The organism is Kitasatospora sp. NPDC001660, from assembly GCF_053596725.1.
In genome coordinates this window covers 320,156-339,619 of the sequence record NZ_JBSFGU010000003.1, presented here as the reverse complement: position 1 = coordinate 339,619, position 19,464 = coordinate 320,156, and the positions used below count along the sequence as shown (strand labels likewise).

General features: G+C 73.4%; 18 protein-coding genes. 10 read left to right on the top strand and 8 right to left on the bottom strand.

Annotated elements, in window-relative coordinates:
- The first annotated feature begins 79 nt into the window (after positions 1 to 79).
- From ACWCXH_RS05150 to ACWCXH_RS05105, 10 genes are all read left to right on the top strand, one after another.
- Positions 80 to 841, top strand: a complete 762-nt coding sequence (locus tag ACWCXH_RS05150; protein ID WP_449799930.1) for a YcnI family copper-binding membrane protein — start codon at positions 80 to 82, stop codon at positions 839 to 841.
- A gap of 77 nt (positions 842 to 918) precedes the next feature.
- Complete coding sequence (locus ACWCXH_RS05145; protein WP_449799929.1) at positions 919 to 1,587, top strand: SCO family protein; 669 nt, start codon at positions 919 to 921, stop codon at positions 1,585 to 1,587.
- A 177-nt stretch (positions 1,588 to 1,764) separates the two neighbouring features.
- Complete coding sequence (locus ACWCXH_RS05140) at positions 1,765 to 2,271, top strand: copper chaperone PCu(A)C (protein ID WP_449799928.1); 507 nt, start codon at positions 1,765 to 1,767, stop codon at positions 2,269 to 2,271.
- Positions 2,272 to 2,284: 13 nt separating this feature from the next.
- Complete coding sequence (locus ACWCXH_RS05135) at positions 2,285 to 4,306, top strand: copper resistance CopC/CopD family protein (RefSeq protein WP_449799927.1); 2,022 nt, start codon at positions 2,285 to 2,287, stop codon at positions 4,304 to 4,306.
- Between the two features lie 2 nt (positions 4,307 to 4,308).
- Entirely contained in the window at positions 4,309 to 5,580 is a 1,272-nt protein-coding gene (gene efeB / locus ACWCXH_RS05130) for an iron uptake transporter deferrochelatase/peroxidase subunit (protein WP_449799926.1), read from the top strand.
- 150 nt (positions 5,581 to 5,730) lie between these two features.
- Positions 5,731 to 6,666 carry a prephenate dehydratase gene (gene pheA / locus ACWCXH_RS05125; protein ID WP_449799925.1) on the top strand — a complete coding sequence of 312 codons (936 nt, stop codon included), beginning with the start codon at positions 5,731 to 5,733 and terminating at the stop codon, positions 6,664 to 6,666.
- A 549-nt stretch (positions 6,667 to 7,215) separates the two neighbouring features.
- On the top strand, positions 7,216 to 8,493 hold the full coding sequence (gene serS, locus ACWCXH_RS05120) for a serine--tRNA ligase (protein WP_449799924.1): 1,278 nt from the start codon (positions 7,216 to 7,218) through the stop codon (positions 8,491 to 8,493).
- A gap of 38 nt (positions 8,494 to 8,531) precedes the next feature.
- Positions 8,532 to 9,392 (top strand): HAD family hydrolase, encoded by an 861-nt coding sequence (locus ACWCXH_RS05115; protein WP_449799923.1) that lies wholly within the window; start codon positions 8,532 to 8,534, stop codon positions 9,390 to 9,392.
- A gap of 113 nt (positions 9,393 to 9,505) precedes the next feature.
- Positions 9,506 to 10,237: a FadR/GntR family transcriptional regulator gene (locus ACWCXH_RS05110; protein WP_449799922.1), complete on the top strand. Its 732-nt coding sequence runs from the start codon at positions 9,506 to 9,508 to the stop codon at positions 10,235 to 10,237.
- A 63-nt stretch (positions 10,238 to 10,300) separates the two neighbouring features.
- Positions 10,301 to 11,563 (top strand): CynX/NimT family MFS transporter, encoded by a 1,263-nt coding sequence (locus ACWCXH_RS05105; protein ID WP_449799921.1) that lies wholly within the window; start codon positions 10,301 to 10,303, stop codon positions 11,561 to 11,563.
- 7 nt (positions 11,564 to 11,570) lie between these two features.
- On the opposite strand, the gene ACWCXH_RS05100 is transcribed toward ACWCXH_RS05105, so the two are convergent.
- From ACWCXH_RS05100 to ACWCXH_RS05065, 8 genes are all read right to left on the bottom strand, one after another.
- On the bottom strand, positions 11,571 to 12,287 hold the full coding sequence (locus ACWCXH_RS05100) for an ABC transporter permease (RefSeq protein WP_449799920.1): 717 nt from the start codon (positions 12,285 to 12,287) through the stop codon (positions 11,571 to 11,573).
- A 29-nt stretch (positions 12,288 to 12,316) separates the two neighbouring features.
- Entirely contained in the window at positions 12,317 to 13,234 is a 918-nt protein-coding gene (locus ACWCXH_RS05095) for an ABC transporter ATP-binding protein (RefSeq protein ID WP_449799919.1), read from the bottom strand.
- Positions 13,235 to 13,264: 30 nt separating this feature from the next.
- On the bottom strand, positions 13,265 to 14,158 hold the full coding sequence (locus ACWCXH_RS05090) for an ABC transporter permease (RefSeq protein WP_449799918.1): 894 nt from the start codon (positions 14,156 to 14,158) through the stop codon (positions 13,265 to 13,267).
- Positions 14,148 to 15,254, bottom strand: coding sequence for an ABC transporter ATP-binding protein (locus ACWCXH_RS05085; RefSeq protein ID WP_449799917.1), 1,107 nt, complete (start codon positions 15,252 to 15,254; stop codon positions 14,148 to 14,150). Before ACWCXH_RS05085 ends, ACWCXH_RS05090 begins: the two co-directional genes overlap by 11 nt.
- A gap of 130 nt (positions 15,255 to 15,384) precedes the next feature.
- Positions 15,385 to 16,431, bottom strand: a complete 1,047-nt coding sequence (locus ACWCXH_RS05080; protein WP_449799916.1) for a hypothetical protein — start codon at positions 16,429 to 16,431, stop codon at positions 15,385 to 15,387.
- Complete coding sequence (locus ACWCXH_RS05075) at positions 16,428 to 17,357, bottom strand: hypothetical protein (RefSeq protein WP_449799915.1); 930 nt, start codon at positions 17,355 to 17,357, stop codon at positions 16,428 to 16,430. Before ACWCXH_RS05075 ends, ACWCXH_RS05080 begins: the two co-directional genes overlap by 4 nt.
- Positions 17,354 to 18,268, bottom strand: a complete 915-nt coding sequence (locus ACWCXH_RS05070; RefSeq protein WP_449799914.1) for a hypothetical protein — start codon at positions 18,266 to 18,268, stop codon at positions 17,354 to 17,356. The genes ACWCXH_RS05075 and ACWCXH_RS05070 overlap by 4 nt, the downstream gene beginning before the upstream one ends.
- A gap of 55 nt (positions 18,269 to 18,323) precedes the next feature.
- Positions 18,324 to 19,133, bottom strand: a complete 810-nt coding sequence (locus ACWCXH_RS05065) for a hypothetical protein (RefSeq protein WP_449799913.1) — start codon at positions 19,131 to 19,133, stop codon at positions 18,324 to 18,326.
- Positions 19,134 to 19,464: the final 331 nt, after the last annotated feature.

The window sequence follows — 19,464 nt, the reverse complement described above, 5'->3', positions numbered from 1 at the left end:
ACGTCCCCACGCGCGGACCCCGGCCGGGCCTCGAACCGGCGGGCCGGTCCGCCGAGCTCCGAACGGAGACCACCGAACCATGCGTTCCCTTCCCACCCGCCGCATCGCCGCCGCCGTCGCCGCCGCCGCCACCTCCGTCGTGGTGCTGGCCGGCCCGGCCTTCGCGCACGTCACCGTGAACCCGGGCTCGGCCCCGCAGGGCGGTTACACGGCCGTCGACTTCCGGGTGCCGAACGAGAGCGACTCCGCGAGCACCGTGAAGCTGGAGGTCAGCCTCCCGCTGGACCACCCGCTGGCCTCGGTCCGGACCCTGCCGCTGCCGGGGTGGACCGCGACCGTCGAGAAGTCCAAGCTCGACAAGCCGATCAAGGTGCACGGCAGCGACGTCAACGAGGCCATCTCCAAGATCACTTGGACCGCCGACGCCAACACCAAGATCGCCCCCGGGCAGTTCCAGGAGTTCCGCGTCTCGCTCGGCCCGCTGCCCTCCGACGCCGACAGCATGGTCTTCAAGGCCCTGCAGACCTACGACAACGGCGACGTCGTCCGCTGGATCGACGAGTCCCAGGCCGGCCAGGCCGAGCCGGCCCACCCGGCCCCCGTCCTGAAGCTCACCAAGGCCGCCGGCGACGACGGCCACGGCGTCTCCGCCACCGCCTCCCCGGCCGCCGACGGCCACGGGCACGGCGACAGCGCGGACCAGGCCCAGGCCTCCGGCTCCGACCGGAAGAGCAGCGACTCCACCGCCCGGGTGCTCGGCGTCGTCGGCATCGTGGTCGGCGTGATCGGCACCGCCGTCGGCGTCCTCGGCCTGCGCCGCAAGAACGGCACCGCCTCCTGAACCCCACGCCGGCGGGGCCGTGCCCAGGGCACGGGCACGGCCCCGCCGGCGCTCCACCGAGCACGATCGGAACTCGCATGCCCCGCACCACCCGCACCACCCGCCTGGCCGGCGCGGCAGCCGTCGCGCTGGCCGCCGCGCTCACGCTGACCGCCTGCGGCTCCTCCGGCGGCGACTCGACCGCCGCCAAGGTGACCCAGCAGAAGGACGCCACGCCGTACGAGGGCACCAAGCTCACCAGGAACTTCGAGAAGCCGGACCTCACGCTGACCGACACCTCCGGCCAGCCCTTCGACCTGCGCCAGCGCACCAACGGCAAGGCCACGCTGCTCTTCTTCGGCTACACCAGCTGCCCGGACGTCTGCCCGACCACCATGGGCGACATCGGCGTCGCGATGAAGGGCCTCTCCCCCGAGGAGCGGCAGAAGATCCAGGTCGTGTTCGTCTCCACCGACCCCCAGCGCGACACCCCCAAGGTGCTGCGCACCTGGCTCGACTCGATGGGCAGCGACTTCATAGGCCTCACCGGCGACCTGGAGAAGGTCAAGACCGCCGCCAAGTCGCTCGGCATCATGATCGAGGACCCGGTGGTCAACGCCGACGGCACCGTCACCTCCACCCACGGTGCGCAGGTGCTGGCCTTCCTCCCCTCGGACGACAAGGCGCACGTGCTCTACCTCAGCGGCACCGAGGTGAAGACCTACCAGCACGACCTGCCGCTGCTCGCCAAGGGGGTCGCGGCATGAGCGAGCGATGGGGGTACCCGCGACCGAAGGCTGTGGGAGAGCTCATCATCGAGGGGTGCCGCTTGCGCGAAGCGCGTGCCGAGCGAAGCGAGGCGGGTGCATGAGCGAGCAGAGCGAGCTCATGATCGAGAGGTGCCGCTTGCGCGAAGCGCCTGCCGAGCGAAGCGAGGCGGGTGCATGAGCGCCACCCGTGGCCGGACGGCACCCGGCTTCCGGCGGACGGCGCTCACGGGCGCGGTGCTGGCGACGGCCCTGGGCGGCGGCGCCTTCCTGGCCGCCTGCGGGGCGGGCGGCCAGGACGGTGCCGCCGGCGGGCCGGCCAAGCTGAGCGTCGCCGACTCCTACATCCCGCTGCCGCCCGCGGGCGGGATGGCGGCCGGCTACCTGACCGTGCGCAACGACGGCGGCGCGGACCAGCTGGTCAAGGTGACCAGCCCGGGCGCCGGGTCGGTCACCATGCACCGCTCGACCGCGTCGAGCATGGACCAGGTCGACAGCCTGGACGTGCCCGCGCACGGCGCGTTGCAGTTCACCCGGGGCGGCACCCATCTCATGATCATGGGATGGCAGAAGGCCCCGGTCCTCGGGGACGAGCTGGAGCTCGACCTGACCTTCGCCAAGTCCGGCACCATCTCCGTCAAGGTGCCGGTCAAGGAGCTCACCTACCGTCCCGGCCAGAATTAGGGGTTCCGCCAGTATGGAGAAGGCCTCGCACCGTAGGATCGCCCCCCTGCGCATCTTCGGAGCGCTCGGACTGCTCGGCGCACTGTTCGCGCTGGTGCTCGCCGGCGCCGGACCGGCCTCCGCGCACGCCACCCTGGAAGCCACCGACCCGCACCAGAACTCGGTGCTCGCCACCGCCCCGCAGGCGGTCACGCTGACCTTCAGCGAGGCCGTGACGCTCTCCGGCGACTCGGTCCGGGTGCTCGACCCGGCCGGCAAGGCGGTGGACACCGGCAACCCGGGGCACGCCGACGGCAAGGCCGACACCGCCCGGGTCGGGCTCAACCCCGGCCTCGCCAACGGCACGTACACGGTGGCCTGGCGGGCCGTCTCGGAGGACTCGCACCCCGTCGGCGGCGCGTTCACCTTCTCCATCGGCACGCCCTCGGACACCTCGGTGTCCACCACCGCGCTCCAGGGCGCCAAGGCGGACGGCGTGGTCGCCGCCCTGTACGGCACCGGCCGCACCGTCGCGTACGTCGCGTTCGCGCTGCTCGCCGGCACCGCCGCGTTCGTCCTGGTCTGCTGGCCCGCCGGGGTGGCCCGGCACGCGGTGCAGCGGCTGCTGATGACCGGCTGGGTGGCGCTGCTGGTGTCCACCGTCGCGGTGCTGATGCTGCGCGGGCCGTACGAGCGCGGCTCGGGGATCGGGCAGGCCTTCGACCTGTCGCTGGTGCGCGCCACGCTGGACGAGCGGATCGGCACGGCGCTGGCCGCCCGGCTGCTGCTGCTCGCGGCGAGCGGGGTGTTCCTGTCACTGCTGGTCGGCCAGCTGGGGCAGCCGGAAGCGGAACACGGGGACGGCCGCGGGGACGGCCACGGGAACGACCACGGCGCGGAGCACGACCACGGTGACGCCGAGGCCGCCGAGCTGCGCGAGCTGGAGCAGCGCGCCGCCCGGCGGCCGCAGCGCGAGGCCCGGATCGGGCTCGGCGTCGGCGGGCTGGTGCTGGCCGTCGCCCTCGCGGCGACCTGGGTCGGCGCGGACCACGCCTCGGTGGGCATCCAGGTCTGGCTGGCGCTGCCGCTCGGCCTGCTGCACCTGATCGCGATGGCGTTCTGGCTGGGCGGCCTCGCCTCGCTGCTGGTCGCGCTGCGCGAGGGCGTCGGCGCGGAGGTCGTCGACCGCTTCTCGAAGATCGCGTTCGGCTCGGTGGCGGTGCTCGTCGTCACCGGTGTCTACCAGTCCTGGCGCGGCCTCGGCAGCTGGGGCGCGCTGACCGGCACCGAGTACGGGCGGCTGCTGCTGGTGAAGACCGGCTGCGTGGTCGCGATGCTCGGCGTCGCCTGGGTCTCCCGCTCCTGGCTGGGCCGGCTGCGCTCGGCCCCGGCCGAGGCGGCCGAGGTCGAACCGGCCGACCTTCCCGAGTCGGTCGCCGTCACGGCGCACTCCGAGGACCCCGTCCGACAGGCCCAGCTGGCCCGCCAGCAGGCCGCCCGGGAGAGCGCCGGACGCGACCGCGGACTGACCCCGACCCGGGCCGGGCTGCGCCGCTCGGTGCTGGTCGAGGCGGCGGTCGCGGTGGCCGTGCTGGTGGTCACCACGATGCTCACCAACTCCCCGCCCGGGCGGGTCGCGAGCGAGGTCAAGGCCGGGGGCGCCGCGGCGCCGGCGGCCGGCGGGGCCGCACCCGCGCAGACCGAGCCGGGCCGCAGCGTCGAGCTCAAGCTCCCGTACGACACCAAGGGCCGCACGCCGAACGCCAAGGGCACGGCGACGGTGACCATCAACCCGGCGAAGACCGGTTCCAACGAGGTGGAGCTCGCGCTGGACGGCGCGGACGGGAAGCCGGTGGACGTCCCCGAGGTGCAGCTCGCCTTCACCCTGCCGGACCGCGACCTCGGCCCGCTGCCCGTGCCGCTGACCCCCGGGGGCACCGGCCGCTGGAGCGGCACCGCGCAGCTGCCGCTGGCCGGGAACTGGGTGGTGTCGGTGCAGATCCGCTCCTCCGACATCGACCAGACCACCCCGACGCAGTCCCTGAAGATCGGGTGACCATGACCGACAGCACCACCGACAGCACCACCGCACGGACCGGCTTCACCCGGCGCGCGCTGCTCGGCACCGCCGGCGCGGGGCTGGTGGCCGGCGCGGGCGCCGGGGTCGCCGGGGCCGCCGCGCTGGACCGCCCGGCCGCCGGCGACCGGACCGGCAGCGGCGTGACGCTCGGCCCGGCCCGCGTGCCGTTCTTCGGCAAGCACCAGGCCGGCATCCTCGAACCGCAGCAGGCCCGGGTCCAGCTCGCCGCCTTCGACCTGGCCGACGGCGCCGGGCGGGACGGGCTGCGCGGCCTGCTCCAGCGCTGGTCGCGGACGGCGGCCCGGCTGACCGCCGGGGAGCCGGCCGAGGAGTTCGACAACCAGGTCGCGCTGGACGCCGGCCCCTGCTCGCTGACCCTCACCTTCGGCTTCGGGGCGGCCCTGTTCGACAAGGCCGGGCTGGCCGACCGCCGCCCGGCCGCCCTCGAACCGCTGCCCGCCTTCCCCGGCGACGCGCTCGACCCGGCGCGCGGCGACGGCGACCTGTTCGTCCAGATCGGAGCCGACGACGCCCTGGTGGCCGTGCACGCCCTGCGGGTGCTCCAGCGCCAGGCGGCCGGGACGGCCTCGCTGCGCTGGCAGTGCGCCGGTTTCGCCCGCACCCCGGGCGCCACCCCGCACCCGGTGACCGGCCGCAACCTGATGGGCCAGATCGACGGCAGCAACAACCCCAAGCCCGCCGACGACGGCTTCGCCGCCAAGGTGTTCGCGGCCGCCGGGGGTGACCAGCCGGCCTGGGCGGCCGACGGCTCGTACCTGGTGTTCCGGCGGATCCGGATGCTGCTGGACCACTGGGAGGCGCTGCCGGTGGACCGGCAGGAGCGGGTGATCGGGCGGCGCAAGTCGGACGGCGCACCGCTCGGCACGCCCGCCGGGGCCGGGGAGCACGCGCCGGTGGACCTGTCCGCCCAGAGCGAGGACGGCACCCTCACGATCCCCTCCGACGCGCACATCCGGGTCGCCGCACCGGCCGCCAACGGCGGCGCGGCCATGCTGCGGCGCGGATTCTCCTACCACGACGGCCTGTTGGCGGACGGCTCGCCGGACGCCGGGCTGCTCTTCCTCGCCTTCCAGGCCGACCCGCGCAAGGGCTTCACCCCGGTGCAGCGCAAGCTGTCCCGCGGGGACGGCCTCTCCCGCTTCCTGCGGCACGAGGCGAGCGGCGTGTACGTCGTGCCGCCGGGCGCCCCGCAGGGCGGCTACGTGGGGCAGCAGTTGCTGGACGGCTGAACCGACGGACCGGCGGACTGCCCGACGATCGGACTGCCGGGCCGCCGAACTGCTGCACGGCGGCGGCGGATCCCGCCCATCGAAACGCTTTCCTGGGCGGGGAACGGAGTGGCTATGGTGGCTACTTCGACCTGACGAGACGGAGACGGCATGTCGGCCACCCGCTACACCTACCTCGGCCCGGCGGGCACCTTCACCGAGGCGGCCCTGCGCACCCTGCCCGAGGCGGCGACCCGGGAGCTGGTGCCGATGGCCTCGGTGCCGCTGGTGCTGGACGCGGTGCGCGGCGGCGAGGCATCCGGCGCGTTCGTGCCGATCGAGAACTCCGTCGAGGGCGCCGTCACCGCGACCAACGACGAACTCGCCTCCGGCACACCGCTCATGATCTACCGTGAGGTGCTGCTCCCGATCTCCTTCGCGCTGCTGGTGCGGCCCGGCACGGAGCTGTCCGGGATCAAGACGGTGACCAGCCACCCGGTGGCGCAGCCGCAGGTGCGGCGCTGGCTGGCGGCCAACCTGCCGGACGCGCGGTGGGAGTCGGCCGCGTCCAACGCGGACGGCGCCCGGCTGGTGGCCGAGGGCCGGTACGACGGCGCGTTCGCGGGCGAGTTCGCGGCGCCGATCTACGGGCTGGACCCACTGGTCAAGGACATCGCCGACGCGCAGAACGCGACCACCCGGTTCGTCCTGGTCGGCAAGCCCGGGCGGGTCTCGTCGCCGACCGGGGCGGACAAGACCTCGATGGTGGTCTGGCTGCCGGACGACCACCCGGGTGCGCTGCTGGAGCTGCTCCAGGAGTTCGCGGTGCGCGGGATCAACCTGATGCGGATCGAGTCCCGGCCGACCGGCGAGGGGCTGGGCAGCTACTGCTTCCTCATCGACTGCGAGGGGCACCTGTCCGAGCGCCGGGTGGGCGAGGCGCTGATGGGGCTCAAGCGGATCTGCCCGCAGGTGCGTTTCCTCGGCTCCTATCCGCGCGCCGATCAGCAGGCGCCCACGCACCAGCGGCCGGGCACCTCGGACGGGGATTTCGCGGCGGCGGCCGACTGGCTCTCGCGCGCCCTCGACGGCCGCGGCGACATCTGACGGGCGCGGCGGCACCGGCACGACGCGTTTTGTCCTTCCGGCCTTTCCGGCCCGTCTTCCGCCCGTCTTCCGAATGTTTTCCGACCGCGCCCTGCGGGCGGGAGGGGTGACCGCGCCCGCGGTCCACAGGGCGCCCGCCGCCCGATGCGGCTGTCCACAGGCTCCTCCGCTGTCCACAGCCCAAAAGTTATCCACAGGCCTGGGGATGAGTCGACAAACCGGTATAGCCACTGCCCAGATCGGTCAGATCATCGGTTTGCTTCGCAGAGTTGACTAATCGGACCAGAGTCACCCGCTTGCCAGCAAATCACCCGTTCGAATGCTTCAATTCCCTCACCCGAGAAGGTCGAATGAGGTTTGAAACCTCAATTTGCCGGTTTGACCTCCCGGAGGCCCCAGAGCCCCGAGGATCCACAGGCCCCGCTCCACGCCTGTGGATAACTCGCCACCGGGTGATTCTTCACAGGAGTTATCCACAGGAGCCACGGAGTTATCCCCAGGGGAAAACCCGTACCGGTGGACGAGCCCCCGCCCGGTAGGCTTGGGCCCGTGATTGACCTTCGCCTGCTTCGTGAGGACCCTGACCGAGTGCGCGCCTCGCAGCGCGTCCGTGGCGAGGACGTCGACCTGGTCGACGCCCTCCTCTCCGCCGACGAGCGGCGCCGGGCCTCGGGCAGTCGCTTCGACGAACTGCGCAGCGAGCAGCGACTGCTCGGCAAGCAGGTCGCCCAGGCCAAGGGCGACGAGAAGGCCACCCTGCTGCAGCGCACCAAGGAGCTGGCCGCCGAGGTCAAGGCCGCGGACGCCGAGCAGGGCGCGGCCAAGGAGGAGGCCGACCGCCTGCTCCGCTCGCTGGCGAACCTCATCGACCCGGCCGCCCCGGTCGGCGGCGAGGAGGACTTCGTCACCCTGGAGGAGATCGGCACCCCGCGCGACTTCGCCGCCGAGGGCTTCGAGCCGCGCGACCACGTCGAGCTCGGCCAGATCCTGGGCGCGATCGACACCGAGCGCGGCGCCAAGGTCGCCGGTGCCCGCTCCTACTACCTGACCGGCGTCGGCGCGCTGCTGGAGCTCGCCCTGGTCAACATGGCCTTCGCCCAGGCCACCGCGGCCGGCTTCATCCCGATGATCACCCCGACCCTGGTCCGCCCGGCCGCCATGGACGGCACCGGCTTCCTGGGCCAGGCCGCCGAGAACGTGTACCACCTCAAGGAGGAGGACCGTTACCTCGTCGGCACCAGCGAGGTCCCGCTCGCGGCGTACCACATGGACGAGATCATCGAGGCCGACAAGCTGCCGCTGCGCTACGCCGGCTACTCGTCCTGCTTCCGCCGCGAGGCCGGCACCTACGGCAAGGACACCCGCGGCATCATCCGCGTCCACCAGTTCGAGAAGGTGGAGATGTTCGTCTACACCACTCCCGAGGACGCCGAGAACGAGCACCGCCGCCTGCTCCAGTGGGAGAAGGACTTCCTCAACGCGCTGGAGCTGCCCTACCGGGTGATCGACGTCGCCTCCGGCGACCTCGGCGCCTCGGCGGCCCGCAAGTTCGACATCGAGGCCTGGATCCCGACCCAGGGCAAGTACCGCGAGGTCACCTCGACCTCCAACACCACCGAGTACCAGTCCCGTCGGCTCGCCATCCGGGTGCGCGAGGAGGGCAAGACCCGCCCGCTCGCCACCCTGAACGGCACGCTGGTCGCCGTCCCGCGCACCATCGTGGCGATCCTGGAGAACCACCAGCAGGCCGACGGCTCGGTGGTCGTGCCCGAGGCGCTGCGGCCGTTCCTCGGCGGGCGGTCCGTCCTCGAACCGGTCGCCAAGTAGCACCGCACCACCAGCAACTCCCGGGAGACGCACGGCCCATGAGCACCACCAGCCCCAGACCCGTCTCCCCGGAAGGCGTCGACCCGAACGGTGGCGGCCTGCCCTACCGGCTGGTCGCCACCGACCTCGACGGCACCCTGCTCACCGACGAGGAGACCGTCTCCCCGCGCACCCGCGCCGCGCTGGCCACGGCCACCGGGGCGGGTGCGCTGCACATCATCGTCACCGGCCGCTCCGCCGCCTGGGCCAGGCCGGTGTTCGACGAGATCGGCTACACCGGGATAGCCGTCTGCGGCCAGGGCGCCCAGGTCTACGACGCGGGCGCGCACAAGCTGCTCACCTCGCTCACCCTGGACCGCCGGCTCGCCGCGCTCGCCGTCGCCAAGATCGAGGCCGAGACCGGCCCGCTGGCCGTGGCCGCCAACCAGGACGGGCTGGACGGCCAGGTCCTCGCCGGGCCCGGCTACGAGCTGCTGATCGGCTCCGACCTGCCGGTCGTCCGGGTCGACCGGGACGAGCTGCTCACCACCCCGATCAGCAAGCTCTACATCCAGCACCCCGGCCTGACCGACGACGAGCTCGCGGAGACCGCCCGCCGCGTCGCCGGGGACCTGGTCGGCGTCGTCATGGCCGGCGCCGGCGTGGTCGAGCTGCTGCCGCTCGGCCTGTCCAAGGCCACCGGGCTGGCCGTCGCCGCCCGCCGGCTGGGCGTCCGGGGCCCCGACACCATCGCCTTCGGCGACATGCCCAACGACGTGCCGATGTTCGGCTGGGCCGCCCACGGCGTCGCGATGGCCAATGCCCACGAGGAACTCCTCGCGGTGGCCGACGAGGTCACCGCGAGCAACGACGAGGACGGCGTGGCCGTCGTCCTGGAACGCCTCTACCCGGCCCGCTGAGCGGCCGGTACCGCCCCCGCCCCGGACACGCCCGCCCAGTTGTAGGATGACCGGGCAAGCGGTTGTAGGATGACCGACGACCGGTGGCGACGAGCAGTGGAGGGAGTACCGGCATGACCAGCGACGGCAGCAGCCTGCAGGCGGCCGGGCGGCGCTCCCTCGTGGACACCGCCATCGACCAGCTGCGCGAGCAACTCGCCGGCGGCGCCTGGCCGGTGGGATCGAAGATCCCCACCGAGCACGAGCTCGCCGAGCGGCTGCAGGTCGGCCGGAACACCGTCCGGGAGGCGATCCGGGTGCTGGTGCACGCCGGCATGCTGGTCTCCCGGCAGGGCGAGGGCACCTTCGTCCGCAGCACCAGCGACCCGGCCGCCGTCCTGCGCGGCGTCCAGCGCTCGGGCATCCGGGACGTCCTGGAGGTCCGTGCGGCGCTGGAGACCGAGGGCGCGCGCCTGGCCGCCCTGCGGCACACCCCCGAGGACATCGCCCGGATGCGGGCCGCGCTGACCCGCGAGGCCGAGGTGATCGCGGCGAGCCCGGAGCGGGCCGGCCGCGAGGCCACCGTCGAGCACGACCTGGAGTTCCACACCGCCGTCGTCGAGGCCGCGCACAACCCCGCGCTGGCCGAGGTCTACCGCTACTTCGGCGCCTCGGTGCGCGAGTCGATGCGGACGGCCTTCGGCGACCACGACATGCCCGAGGTGGTCGTCGCCACCCACGCGGCCCTGGTGGACGCGATCGAGAGCGGCGACCCGGACCGCGCCGAGGCGGCGTGCCGGGCGCTGCTCGCCGAGCCGATCGCGGCCGTCGAGCAGCTTCTCGCGGCCATCGCGGCCCGGAAGTAAGGCGCACGCGCCCTTCCGCCGTTCGCGCCCCGATCTCCCATCCCCGAAAGAACAAGCACACCCATGGCCGTCACCCGTGCCCAGCAGCCGGTTGTCACCTCCTCCGCCCCGCTCCCCGTCCGCTCCCGGCTGGCCCACCCGACCCTGCTGCTGACCGGCATCGTGCTGGTCGCACTGAACATGCGCGCCTGCCTTGCGGCGATCTCCCCGATGGTCGGCGAGATCCAGCGCACCTTCGGGCTGTCCACGACCGCGAGCGGCCTGATCACCACCGTGCCGGTGCTGTTCCAGGGCGTCGGCGCGCCGCTCACCCCCCGGCTGACCCGGCGGTTCGGCACCGAGCGCGTGGTGCTCGGCGCGGTGCTGGTGCTCGGCGCGGGCGTGCTGCTGCGGGTGCTGCCCTCGGTGGCGGCGCTGTACGCGGGCTGCGTGGTGATCGGCGTGGCGATCGCGGTGCTGAACGTCTCGATGCCGGGCCTGGTCAAGCGGGAGTTCCCGGAGCGGGCGGCGGTGATGACCGGCGTCTACTCGACCACGATGCTGGTCGGCGCGACCCTCGCGGCCGGTCTGTCGGTGCCGCTGGAGCACGCGCTGGGCGGCGGCTGGGAGGCCTCGCTGGGCGCCTGGTCGGTGCTCGCACTGGTGGCGGCGGTGGCCTGGCTGCCGCAGGTGCTGCGCTCGCGCAACGAGCGGGCGGCGGTCGCCGCGGCCCCGGCCCCGGCCGCGGGCCGGCCGGGCGACGCGAGCAAGCCGGTCGAGGGGATCTGGCGCTCCGGACTGGCCTGGCAGATCAGCCTGTTCATGGGCATCTCGTCGCTGCTCGTCTACATCCTGGTGGCGTGGATGCCGACCATCCTGGCCGACCACGGGATGGACCGCGGCCAGGCCGGCCTGGTCTTCGCCTTCTCCAACCTGGTGCAGGTGGCCGGCGCCTTCCTGGTGCCGCTGATCGCCGGCCGGATGACCAGCCAGCGCGGCCTCGCGGTGGCCATGGCCGGGCTGAACGGCCTCGGCATCGCCCTGCTGCTGGTCGCACCGGTGTCCGGCGCCTGGGTGGCGGCGGCCGTCCTCGGTGTCGCGCAGGGCGGTTCGCTCGGCCTCGGCCTCGCGTTCATCGTGCTGCGGACCGCCAGCGCGGCCGGCGCCGCCCAGCTGGGCGGCATGTCGCAGGCGATCGGCTATCTCGTCGCGGCGACCGGACCGGTCGGCGCGGGTGCGCTGCACCAGCTGACCGGCGGGTGGAACGCGACGCTGGCGCTGATGCTCGTGCTGGTCACCGTGGTCGGCGCGGCCGGCTGGGGCGCGGGCCGCAACCGGACGCTGTAGGGCGGGGCTACTCCTCGCCGGCCAGGGTCAGCCCGGCCAGCCGCACCGCGGCCAGGACGGTCGCGGCGACGGTGACCAACAGCAGCAGCGGGACGGCCACCCCGAAGGAGACGTCCGCGCCGATCGCGGCATCCCCCGCCACCGCCTCGGCGACCGACCGGGCCCACTGCTGGACGCTCAGCGTGCGGGCGCCCGCCACGAAGTTGCCGACCAGCGACTCCCACACCAGCGCGTACCCGAGACCGGCGACCACCGCGTGCCGGGTGACCACGCCGAGCAGCAGGAACAGCGCGCTGTACGCGGCCCCCGCGACCAGCGCCGCCACGGTGTAGCCGAGCGCGACGCCGTCCCGCGTGCCGTACAGCATCAGGCCCGCGAGCAGGGTCGGGACGGCGGCGAACACCCAGGTGGTGGCGATCGCGACGGCCAGCTTGGTGGTGACGATCCGCCGGCGCGGCAGCGGCTTGGCGAGCAGGTAGACGATCGAGCCGTCGTCGATCTCGGTGGCGATCACGCCGGTGCCGACGACCAGGCCGAGGATCGGCACCAGGGTGCCGAGGCCGAGCTGGCCGAGGATCCGCACGGTCAGCTCGTGCTCGTTGCCGCCCGACCCGCTCGCGAGCGCCGAGACGAGCAGCAGCAGGGCGGGGACCACCAGCAGCAGGGCGCCGCGGCGGCGGCCCAGCAGGCCGCGCAGCGTCAGCCTGGCGACGGTCGGATTCATGGTCGGCCTTTCCCGATGGCGTACTGAGGTCAGGCGGAGACGAGGTAGGAGAACACGCTCTCCAGCGACTCGTCCGCCGGGGCGACGGTGTACAGCGTGATGCCCGCCTGCCGGGCGACCCGGGGCAGCAGCGTGGTGAAGCCCTGGAAGTTCACCGCCTGGATCCGCAGCGCCCGTTCGCGCTCGTCCACCTCGATGCCCGCGGTGGAGCCGTCGGCGATCAGGGCGGCGGCCAGCCGGCGGTCGTCGCTGGAGCGGACCAGGTAGCGGTGCGGGCGGTCGGTCATCAGCCGGCGGATCCGGCGGAAGTCGCCCGAGGCGGCGTGCCGGCCGGCCACCACGACCTCGATGTGCCGGGCGAGTTGCTCGACCTCCTCCAGGATGTGCGAGGAGAACAGCACCGTCCGGCCGTCGGCGCCGAAGCGGCGCAGCAGGTCCATCAGCTGGAGCCGCTGGCGCGGGTCCATGCCGTTGAACGGTTCGTCGAGCAGGAGCACGGCCGGGTCGTGGACGAGCGCGGAGGCCATCTTGACCCGCTGTTTCATGCCCTTGGAGTACGTCCCGGTCCTGCGGTCCTGGGCGTACTCCATCTCGACCAGGCCGAGGGCGTGACGGGCGGCGGCGCCCGGATCGGGCAGGCCGTGCAGTTCGGCGTTGGCCAGGACGAACTCCCGGCCGGTCAGGTAGTCGTACATCGACTCCCGCTCGGGGACCAGCCCGATCTGCCGGTACACCTGCTGGTTGCGCCAGATCGGCGCACCGTCCAGGGTGACCGCGCCGGTGGAGGGGGCGAGGAAACCGCTCATCATGTGGATGAGGGTGGACTTGCCCGCGCCGTTCGGGCCGAGCAGGCCGGTGACGCCCGGGCCGATCGCCATGCTGATGTCGTTGACGGCGACGACGTTGCCGAACCAGCGGGAGACCTTGTCGATGGTGATGGTGGCCATGACGTCCCTCTCTCAGGCCCTGTAGTTGGATCAGACACTGCGGTAGCGGCGCAGCAGCAGCCCGTACGCACCGGCCGCCGTCCCGGCGGCGACGGCCACGAACACGGCCGTGCCGAGCGCGCCGGGGGCGCGCATGCCGTCGCCGCCGCCGAGGTCGAAGAGCTGGTTGGTCAGGCTCTCCACCAGGTCGTTCGGCGACAGGAGCGCGGTCCACCGGGCGGAGTCCCGGACGGTCCGCCCGGGGCCGGCCGCGATCCCGGTCAGGATCGCCACCACCGCCGAGCTGATCGTCAGGTAGCCCATGATCCCGGCCACCCCGAAGCCGCGGCGCGGAGTGGCCGCGGCGATCACCAGTGCGACCGAGGTCGGCACGACCGCGTACAGCCCGGCGGCCACCAGGCCGATCAGGAAGTGCTCCGTGTTGTGCGCGAAGTCCAGCCGGCCGAGCAGCGCGCCGGCGTAGAGCACCACCAGCGGCGCCGCCATCAGCAGGAACTGGGCGCAGAACATCGCGGCGAACTTGGCCCGCACGTAGTCGCCGCGGGTGATCGGACGGGAGAAGTACAGCGGGACGGTGTGGTACCGGAGGTCCCGGGAGAGGAGCACCGGCGCCTGCGAGGCCAGGAAGATCGAGACGATCAGGCCGAAGGACGACAGGTAGCGCGGGTAGTCCAGCGGCAGCCGGGCGGCCTTGGTGGCGAGCGCGATCGCGACCATGATGACGGCGGGCACGGTGAGCACGCCGAGCACCAGCATCGGCAGCACCTTGGACTTGCCGGAGCGCCCGAGGCCGTACGCGGCGCGCAGGCTCTGGGTGAACAGGGAGCGGGTCGCGTAGGCCCGGCCGAGGCGGGGGCCGTGGTAGCCGCGGTAGCCGATGTCGTGGATGACACCGGTGTCGGCGGGCCTGCTCTCAGGAGGCATCCTCCGGACCTCCCTGGCTCTCGGGGCCGTCGGCGTCGGCGGTGTCGGCGGTGTCGGCGGTTTGGCCGGTGTCGGTGAAGAGTTCGGCGACCCGGTGCCGGCGCTGTTCCAGCCGGACCAGGCCGAGGCCGAGGTCCGCGACGGTGTCGCGGATGGTGTCGTAGGTGTCGTCACCGGCCAGCCGGACGAGCAGGACGCGCGAGCCGTCCGGGGTGACGGACAGGCCTGCGGCGATGAGGCGTTCGCGGACGGCGGCGACGGGGTCGAGCGCGGGGTCCTCCAGCGCGGGGTCCTCCAGAAGAGGGTGTGCAGCGGAGCTGTCCGGACAAGGGTGCTGGTGGGCGACGGGTGGGCCGGTGACCTCGACCGCGAGGAGGGCCGTCGCCTCGGTGAAGGAGGCGGTGGAGGAGGAGCGCAGCAGCTTGCCGCCGTCGATGACGACCAGGTGGTCGCAGGTGCGCTCCAGCTCGCCGAGCAGGTGGGTGGTGACCAGCACCGAGATGCCGAAGTCCCGGTGCACGCGGCGGATCAGCGCCAGCATCTCGTCCCGGCCGACCGGGTCGAGGCCGTTGGTCGGCTCGTCCAGCAGCACCAGCTTCGGGTCGTGCACGAGCGCCTGGGCCAGCTTGACCCGCTGCTTCATGCCGGTCGAGTAGCCGCCCATCGGGCGGTACCGCTCCTCGTACAGGCCGACGTGGCGCAGCGTGTCGGCGGTGCGCTCGCGGGCCGCGGCGGCGGGCAGCCCGGTCATCCGGGCCATGTGCACCACGAACTCGGTGGCCGAGACGTCCGGCGGCAGGCAGTCGTGCTCCGGCATGTAGCCGACCCGCTCGCGGATCTCCGGGCCCTGGGTGGCGATGTCCAGGCCGAGGACCCGGCCGGTGCCGGAAGTCGCCGGAGCGAGCCCGAGCAGGATCTTGATGAGGGTGGACTTGCCCGCCCCGTTCGCCCCGACCAGGCCGACGACCCCCGGGTGCACCTCGACGGTGAGCCGGTCGAGGGCGGTGATCCGGGGGAACCTCTTGGTGAGGCCGTCCGTCTTGATGACAGCAGTGGACACGCGCCCAACGTAACGGGCTTGCGCCGTACGGGCCATGCGCTGGAATGACGACCCGCGAATGATGCTGCGGTATGACGTCGGCGGGCTGCTCCCCTAGGGGTCGGGCGGACGGAATCGGGCCGGCCACACGCGAAGTGGCCGACCCGGATCCATTGTTGACGCTACGTCATCCGAGCACGTCGGACTGCAGGGTGACCACCTGGCGGAACGGCGCGACCGGGATGCCCTTCGGGTTGGTCATCGTGATGACGGCGAGGACGTCGGTCGCTTCGAGGTACGCCAGCCGGGCCGTCGGGTCGCCCTTGTCGCCCGGCCCCGAGGACTCCTTGACCACCGGCTCGACGTTCGGGACCTCGTCCCAGCCGCCGTGCGAGCCGAGCTTCACCCCGGGCAGGGCCTTCGGCAGGCCGTTCGAGCGCAGGTCGGTGAAGACGTCGTGGCACTCGGAGAAGGAGCCGAAGCGCAGCAGCCGGATCTGCGTACGGGTGCCGTCGGAGGCCGTCCACTCCCGGACGGCGGCGGCGCGGCAGGCGTTCTGCAGCAGGAGCGCGCGCAGCACGGCCGGGTTCTGCTGCTCGTCGAGGATCGCGTCGCACGGAGCCCAATCGGCCGCGGCGGGACCGGATTCGGGGGAGGCGGACGGGGCTGCCGCCCCGGACGGCGTCGGGCTCGCCGAGGCGCTCGCGGACGGGCTCGCGGAAGCAGAGGCGGAGGCGGAGGGCGACGCGGTCGGGCTCGGGAACACGACCGGCGCCAGCGAGCCGCCGGCCTCCTTGGGCGCGGGCAGCAGGAGGTAACGGAGGTCAGCGCGGTGGAGGGTCTTGTCCTTCCCCTCCGGCGCGCCCTTGCCCGCAGGCTGCGGCGGCAGCGCCAGCGCGGGGAAGGTGTAGCGGCCGTCGCTCTTGGTGGCCAGGCCGGGGATGTCGGTGCGCTCGGGGACGGTCAGGGCCATCGCCGTCCCGGTGCCGGCGAGCGCGCACACCAGGGTGGCGGCGGCCCAGCGCACCACCGCCTTCCGGCGGCGGGTACGGCGGGCGAGGCGGGCCTCAAGCTCCTCGGGCGTCTCCGGCGTCTCCGGCGTCCCCGGCGCCTCGGGCAGCAGCTCCACCGTCGAGAGCGGCGGAGCAGGCGGGGTCGCCGGAGCAGGCGCGGGGGCGGTGGTGCCCTCGGGGTCCTGCCCTGCGGATTCCTGCGGGGTGACGTGGTCGGTCATACGGACGCTCCCGGGCGGGCGAGGCGGTCGAGCTGCGCGGTGAAGAGGGCGACGATCTTGTCCTTGGGCAGCGGGGCCACGCCCTCGACGTTCATGACCACGAGGAGGTCGCCCTCGGCGGCCGAGCACTCCAGGTAGTCGAGCGGGGCGGACGGCGGCGCCGGCATCAGGTAACAGTGCGCCTCGGTGTGTCCGGGGATCTCCGGGCCGAGCCGGAACAGGCCGGTGTCGCTGAAGACCGCCGTGTACTCGTTGAGCTTCTCCACCTCCTGCTGGTTGAACTGGCGCAGCTTCAGGCCGACCGTCAGGTCGTCGCCGTCGGACCGGTACGTCCGCACGCCGGTGGCCTTGACGTGCAGGCCCTCCCAGTAGGCGCGGAGCTTGTCGCGCTTGTCCTTGGGGATCTGCTGGAGCTCCTCGTCCAGTTCCGCGCTGAGCTGCTCGGCGCCGAGCTCGTTGTCGTTGCCGTAGCCGCCCTCGTCCGGGCCGAGCTCGAAGCCGGCCGGGACGGGCAGCAGCAGGTCGCGCAGCGAACCGAAGTGGTTGCCGTTGGACCTGGCGCCGAACGGCGTGGCGGTCGCGGTCGGCGCCGGCGCGGCGGACGGGCCGGCGGCGACCGGGGCCGGGTCGTCGTACTGCGTCTTGATGATGCCGATGCCGATGACCACGCCGACGAGCGCCGCGGCGACCGTCGCGGCGCCCGCGCGCACCAGGCGGCCGGAGGCCGGGCGGGGACGCGGGGCGGCGGGGGCCGACTGCTCGGGCGCGAACTGCTCAGGGGTGAACCGCTCGACGGCAGGCTGCCCGACGGCAGGCTGCTCGGCGGCCGACCGGTCGAGTCCGGGCTGCTGCTCCGGCGCGGGCTGCGCGGGGGTGGTGTGCGGCTGCTCGGGGGTCTCGGCCCCGGTCACGGTGCTGTCGCTCATATCAGCCGCTCCCACTGCTGCTTGGCGAGGTCCTCCAGGGCGTTCGAGGTCACCGGCTTCGCTCCGAAGACCTCGACCTCCATCAAGACGGTGCCGCGCTGGGCGACGGCTTCGCCGTAGTAGTACGGCTCCTTGCTGTCGGCCCAGTAACTGGGCTCGTCGAGCACCTCGTAACCGCCGTTGGCACCCTTCTCGAAGGGCTGCGAGCGGAAGACGGTGGCACGCGACTTCGCCTCGGAGGCGTGCTCGGGCGCGTACTGGATCAGCGACACGCGGTACTTGACGTCGTCCTTCTGCCAGTCGACCTCCACCGCGCGCCGGAAGCCGCGCGAGTTCAGGTCCTTGAACCGGCGGACCGCGTCGCCGGCGTGCTCGGCGAGGTCGCCGACCGACACCCAGGACGGCTTGTCCGGGCTGTCGCCCCAGGGCTTGCTGCCCTCCGGCGCGGTGACCAGGAGCTTGCGCAGGTCGCCGTCGATGGCGAGCGGCCGGGGCTGCTCGGCGGCGAAGGCGCTCGGGTCGACCGTCGCGGCGGGGTAGGACGGCCGCGCGACCTGGAGCGGCGGCAGCGGCGTCGGCGGGCGCTGGGCCTGGATGGCGTAGCCCACGCTGCCGCCACCGAGGACGCCCAGCAGCAGCCCGCACACGGCCAGCAGCACCGGCCGGGGACGGCGCGGGGTGCGGGGTGCGAGCTCGACGGCCGGCAGGTCGGGCCAGGTGGCCAGCACGTCGGGCCCGACGGACGGCAGGCCGGGCTCGGCCGCGAGCGGCCCGGCGACGGGCAGCGCAGCGACGGGCGGCACGGGCGGCGCCACGGGGGCGGGCGGTGCCGCGGGCGCGGGCGGTGCCGCGGGCGCGGCGGGCTGCGGAGGGACGTCGCCGGGCGACGGCTCCACGGGTTCGGTGGTCACGAAGTGGCTCCAGAGGAAGGAAGGGTGACGGCGGCGGGCGGACGGCGGTGCGGCCTCAGCCGCCGGAGGCGAGCCACTCGCGCTGCCGCTTCATCAGCTCGCTGAGCAGCGCCTTGTCCGGCGTCCCCTTCACCTCGACGTCGATCGTGTACTGGACGTCGCCCTGGCTGGAGATGCCGGTCATCGAGCCGGTGTAGGCCTGCTGCTTGGGCTTGTGGACGTAGCCGTGGGCGCTCGGGTCGCCGTCGATGTCGATCGGGTCCTGCGACTTGACGGTGTAGCCCTTGACGAACTCGCTCGCCATCGCGGTGGAGCCGAAGTGCAGGAGGGTGACGGTGACTTCGACCCTGCCGTCGGCCGTGCGGTACATCCGGGAGGCGCCCTCCTTGTACCCGTACGAGCCGAGGATGTCCATGATGCCGTCCTGCTTGCCGAACAGCGTGGCGACGTCGTCGTCGGTCATCTTCATCCCGTCCGCGGGCCCGTACGACTCGCCGCCGTCGGGGATCGGGAGCAGGAAGTAGCGCAGGTCGCCCTCGTGCTTGCCGCCGCTGACGGTGCCCTTGACGGTGCTGGCCGGCTTGGGCGTGGTCGGGACGGCGGTCGGCGTCGGGACCGGCAGGGCGGTGGGCGTCGGGCTCGCGCTCGCGGAGGCCGACGCGGCGGCCGTAGGCGCGGGCGCGGCGGCGACCGGGCGGGCGTCCGGCTTGCCGACGGCGACGGTCACCGCGGCACTGGTCGCCGTGACGGCGAGCAGCCCGGCGGTGGCGAGCGCGATGCCGACGGCACGCGGCAGCCGGCGCGCGGGAGCCACCGGCGGAGCGGCAGCGGCCGCCTCGGCGGTCTCGACGGTCTCGGCGGTCAACCCGGCATCGGGAAAGGCTGGTTGAGCAACTACCGGCTGCTCGGCGGGGTGCTCGTTTTCGGGCGCGGACAAGGAACTCCCCCAGGGAAACGTGGAATGTCGCGCGCGGGCCCCTCGCACACCGCCCCCCTGCGGCTCTCCGGACCGTCCGGCACGCGTCTCGGCAGGAATTATGAGAGCCCGGTGAGAGTTCTGCCAACAAAATCAACCGCCGCACTTCCCCGCAATGTCCGATGAATCGGACACGTCGTGATGCAAACGCAACGGGCGGACCGGCGTCGACCGCCGATCCGCCCCGCTGACCCTCCTTCACCCGCGCACCGGCGCGGGC

Coding starts and splice junctions, on each gene's coding strand:
- ACWCXH_RS05150 (WP_449799930.1), top strand. CDS start 80: ATGCGTTCCCTTCCCACCCGCCGCATCGCCGCCGCCGTCGCCGCCGCC.
- ACWCXH_RS05145 (WP_449799929.1), top strand. CDS start 919: ATGCCCCGCACCACCCGCACCACCCGCCTGGCCGGCGCGGCAGCCGTC.
- ACWCXH_RS05140 (WP_449799928.1), top strand. CDS start 1,765: ATGAGCGCCACCCGTGGCCGGACGGCACCCGGCTTCCGGCGGACGGCG.
- ACWCXH_RS05135 (WP_449799927.1), top strand. CDS start 2,285: ATGGAGAAGGCCTCGCACCGTAGGATCGCCCCCCTGCGCATCTTCGGA.
- efeB (WP_449799926.1), top strand. CDS start 4,309: ATGACCGACAGCACCACCGACAGCACCACCGCACGGACCGGCTTCACC.
- pheA (WP_449799925.1), top strand. CDS start 5,731: ATGTCGGCCACCCGCTACACCTACCTCGGCCCGGCGGGCACCTTCACC.
- ACWCXH_RS05115 (WP_449799923.1), top strand. CDS start 8,532: ATGAGCACCACCAGCCCCAGACCCGTCTCCCCGGAAGGCGTCGACCCG.
- ACWCXH_RS05110 (WP_449799922.1), top strand. CDS start 9,506: ATGACCAGCGACGGCAGCAGCCTGCAGGCGGCCGGGCGGCGCTCCCTC.
- ACWCXH_RS05105 (WP_449799921.1), top strand. CDS start 10,301: ATGGCCGTCACCCGTGCCCAGCAGCCGGTTGTCACCTCCTCCGCCCCG.
- ACWCXH_RS05100 (WP_449799920.1), bottom strand. CDS start 12,287: ATGAATCCGACCGTCGCCAGGCTGACGCTGCGCGGCCTGCTGGGCCGC.
- ACWCXH_RS05095 (WP_449799919.1), bottom strand. CDS start 13,234: ATGGCCACCATCACCATCGACAAGGTCTCCCGCTGGTTCGGCAACGTC.
- ACWCXH_RS05090 (WP_449799918.1), bottom strand. CDS start 14,158: ATGCCTCCTGAGAGCAGGCCCGCCGACACCGGTGTCATCCACGACATC.
- ACWCXH_RS05085 (WP_449799917.1), bottom strand. CDS start 15,254: ATGGCCCGTACGGCGCAAGCCCGTTACGTTGGGCGCGTGTCCACTGCT.
- ACWCXH_RS05080 (WP_449799916.1), bottom strand. CDS start 16,431: ATGACCGACCACGTCACCCCGCAGGAATCCGCAGGGCAGGACCCCGAG.
- ACWCXH_RS05075 (WP_449799915.1), bottom strand. CDS start 17,357: ATGAGCGACAGCACCGTGACCGGGGCCGAGACCCCCGAGCAGCCGCAC.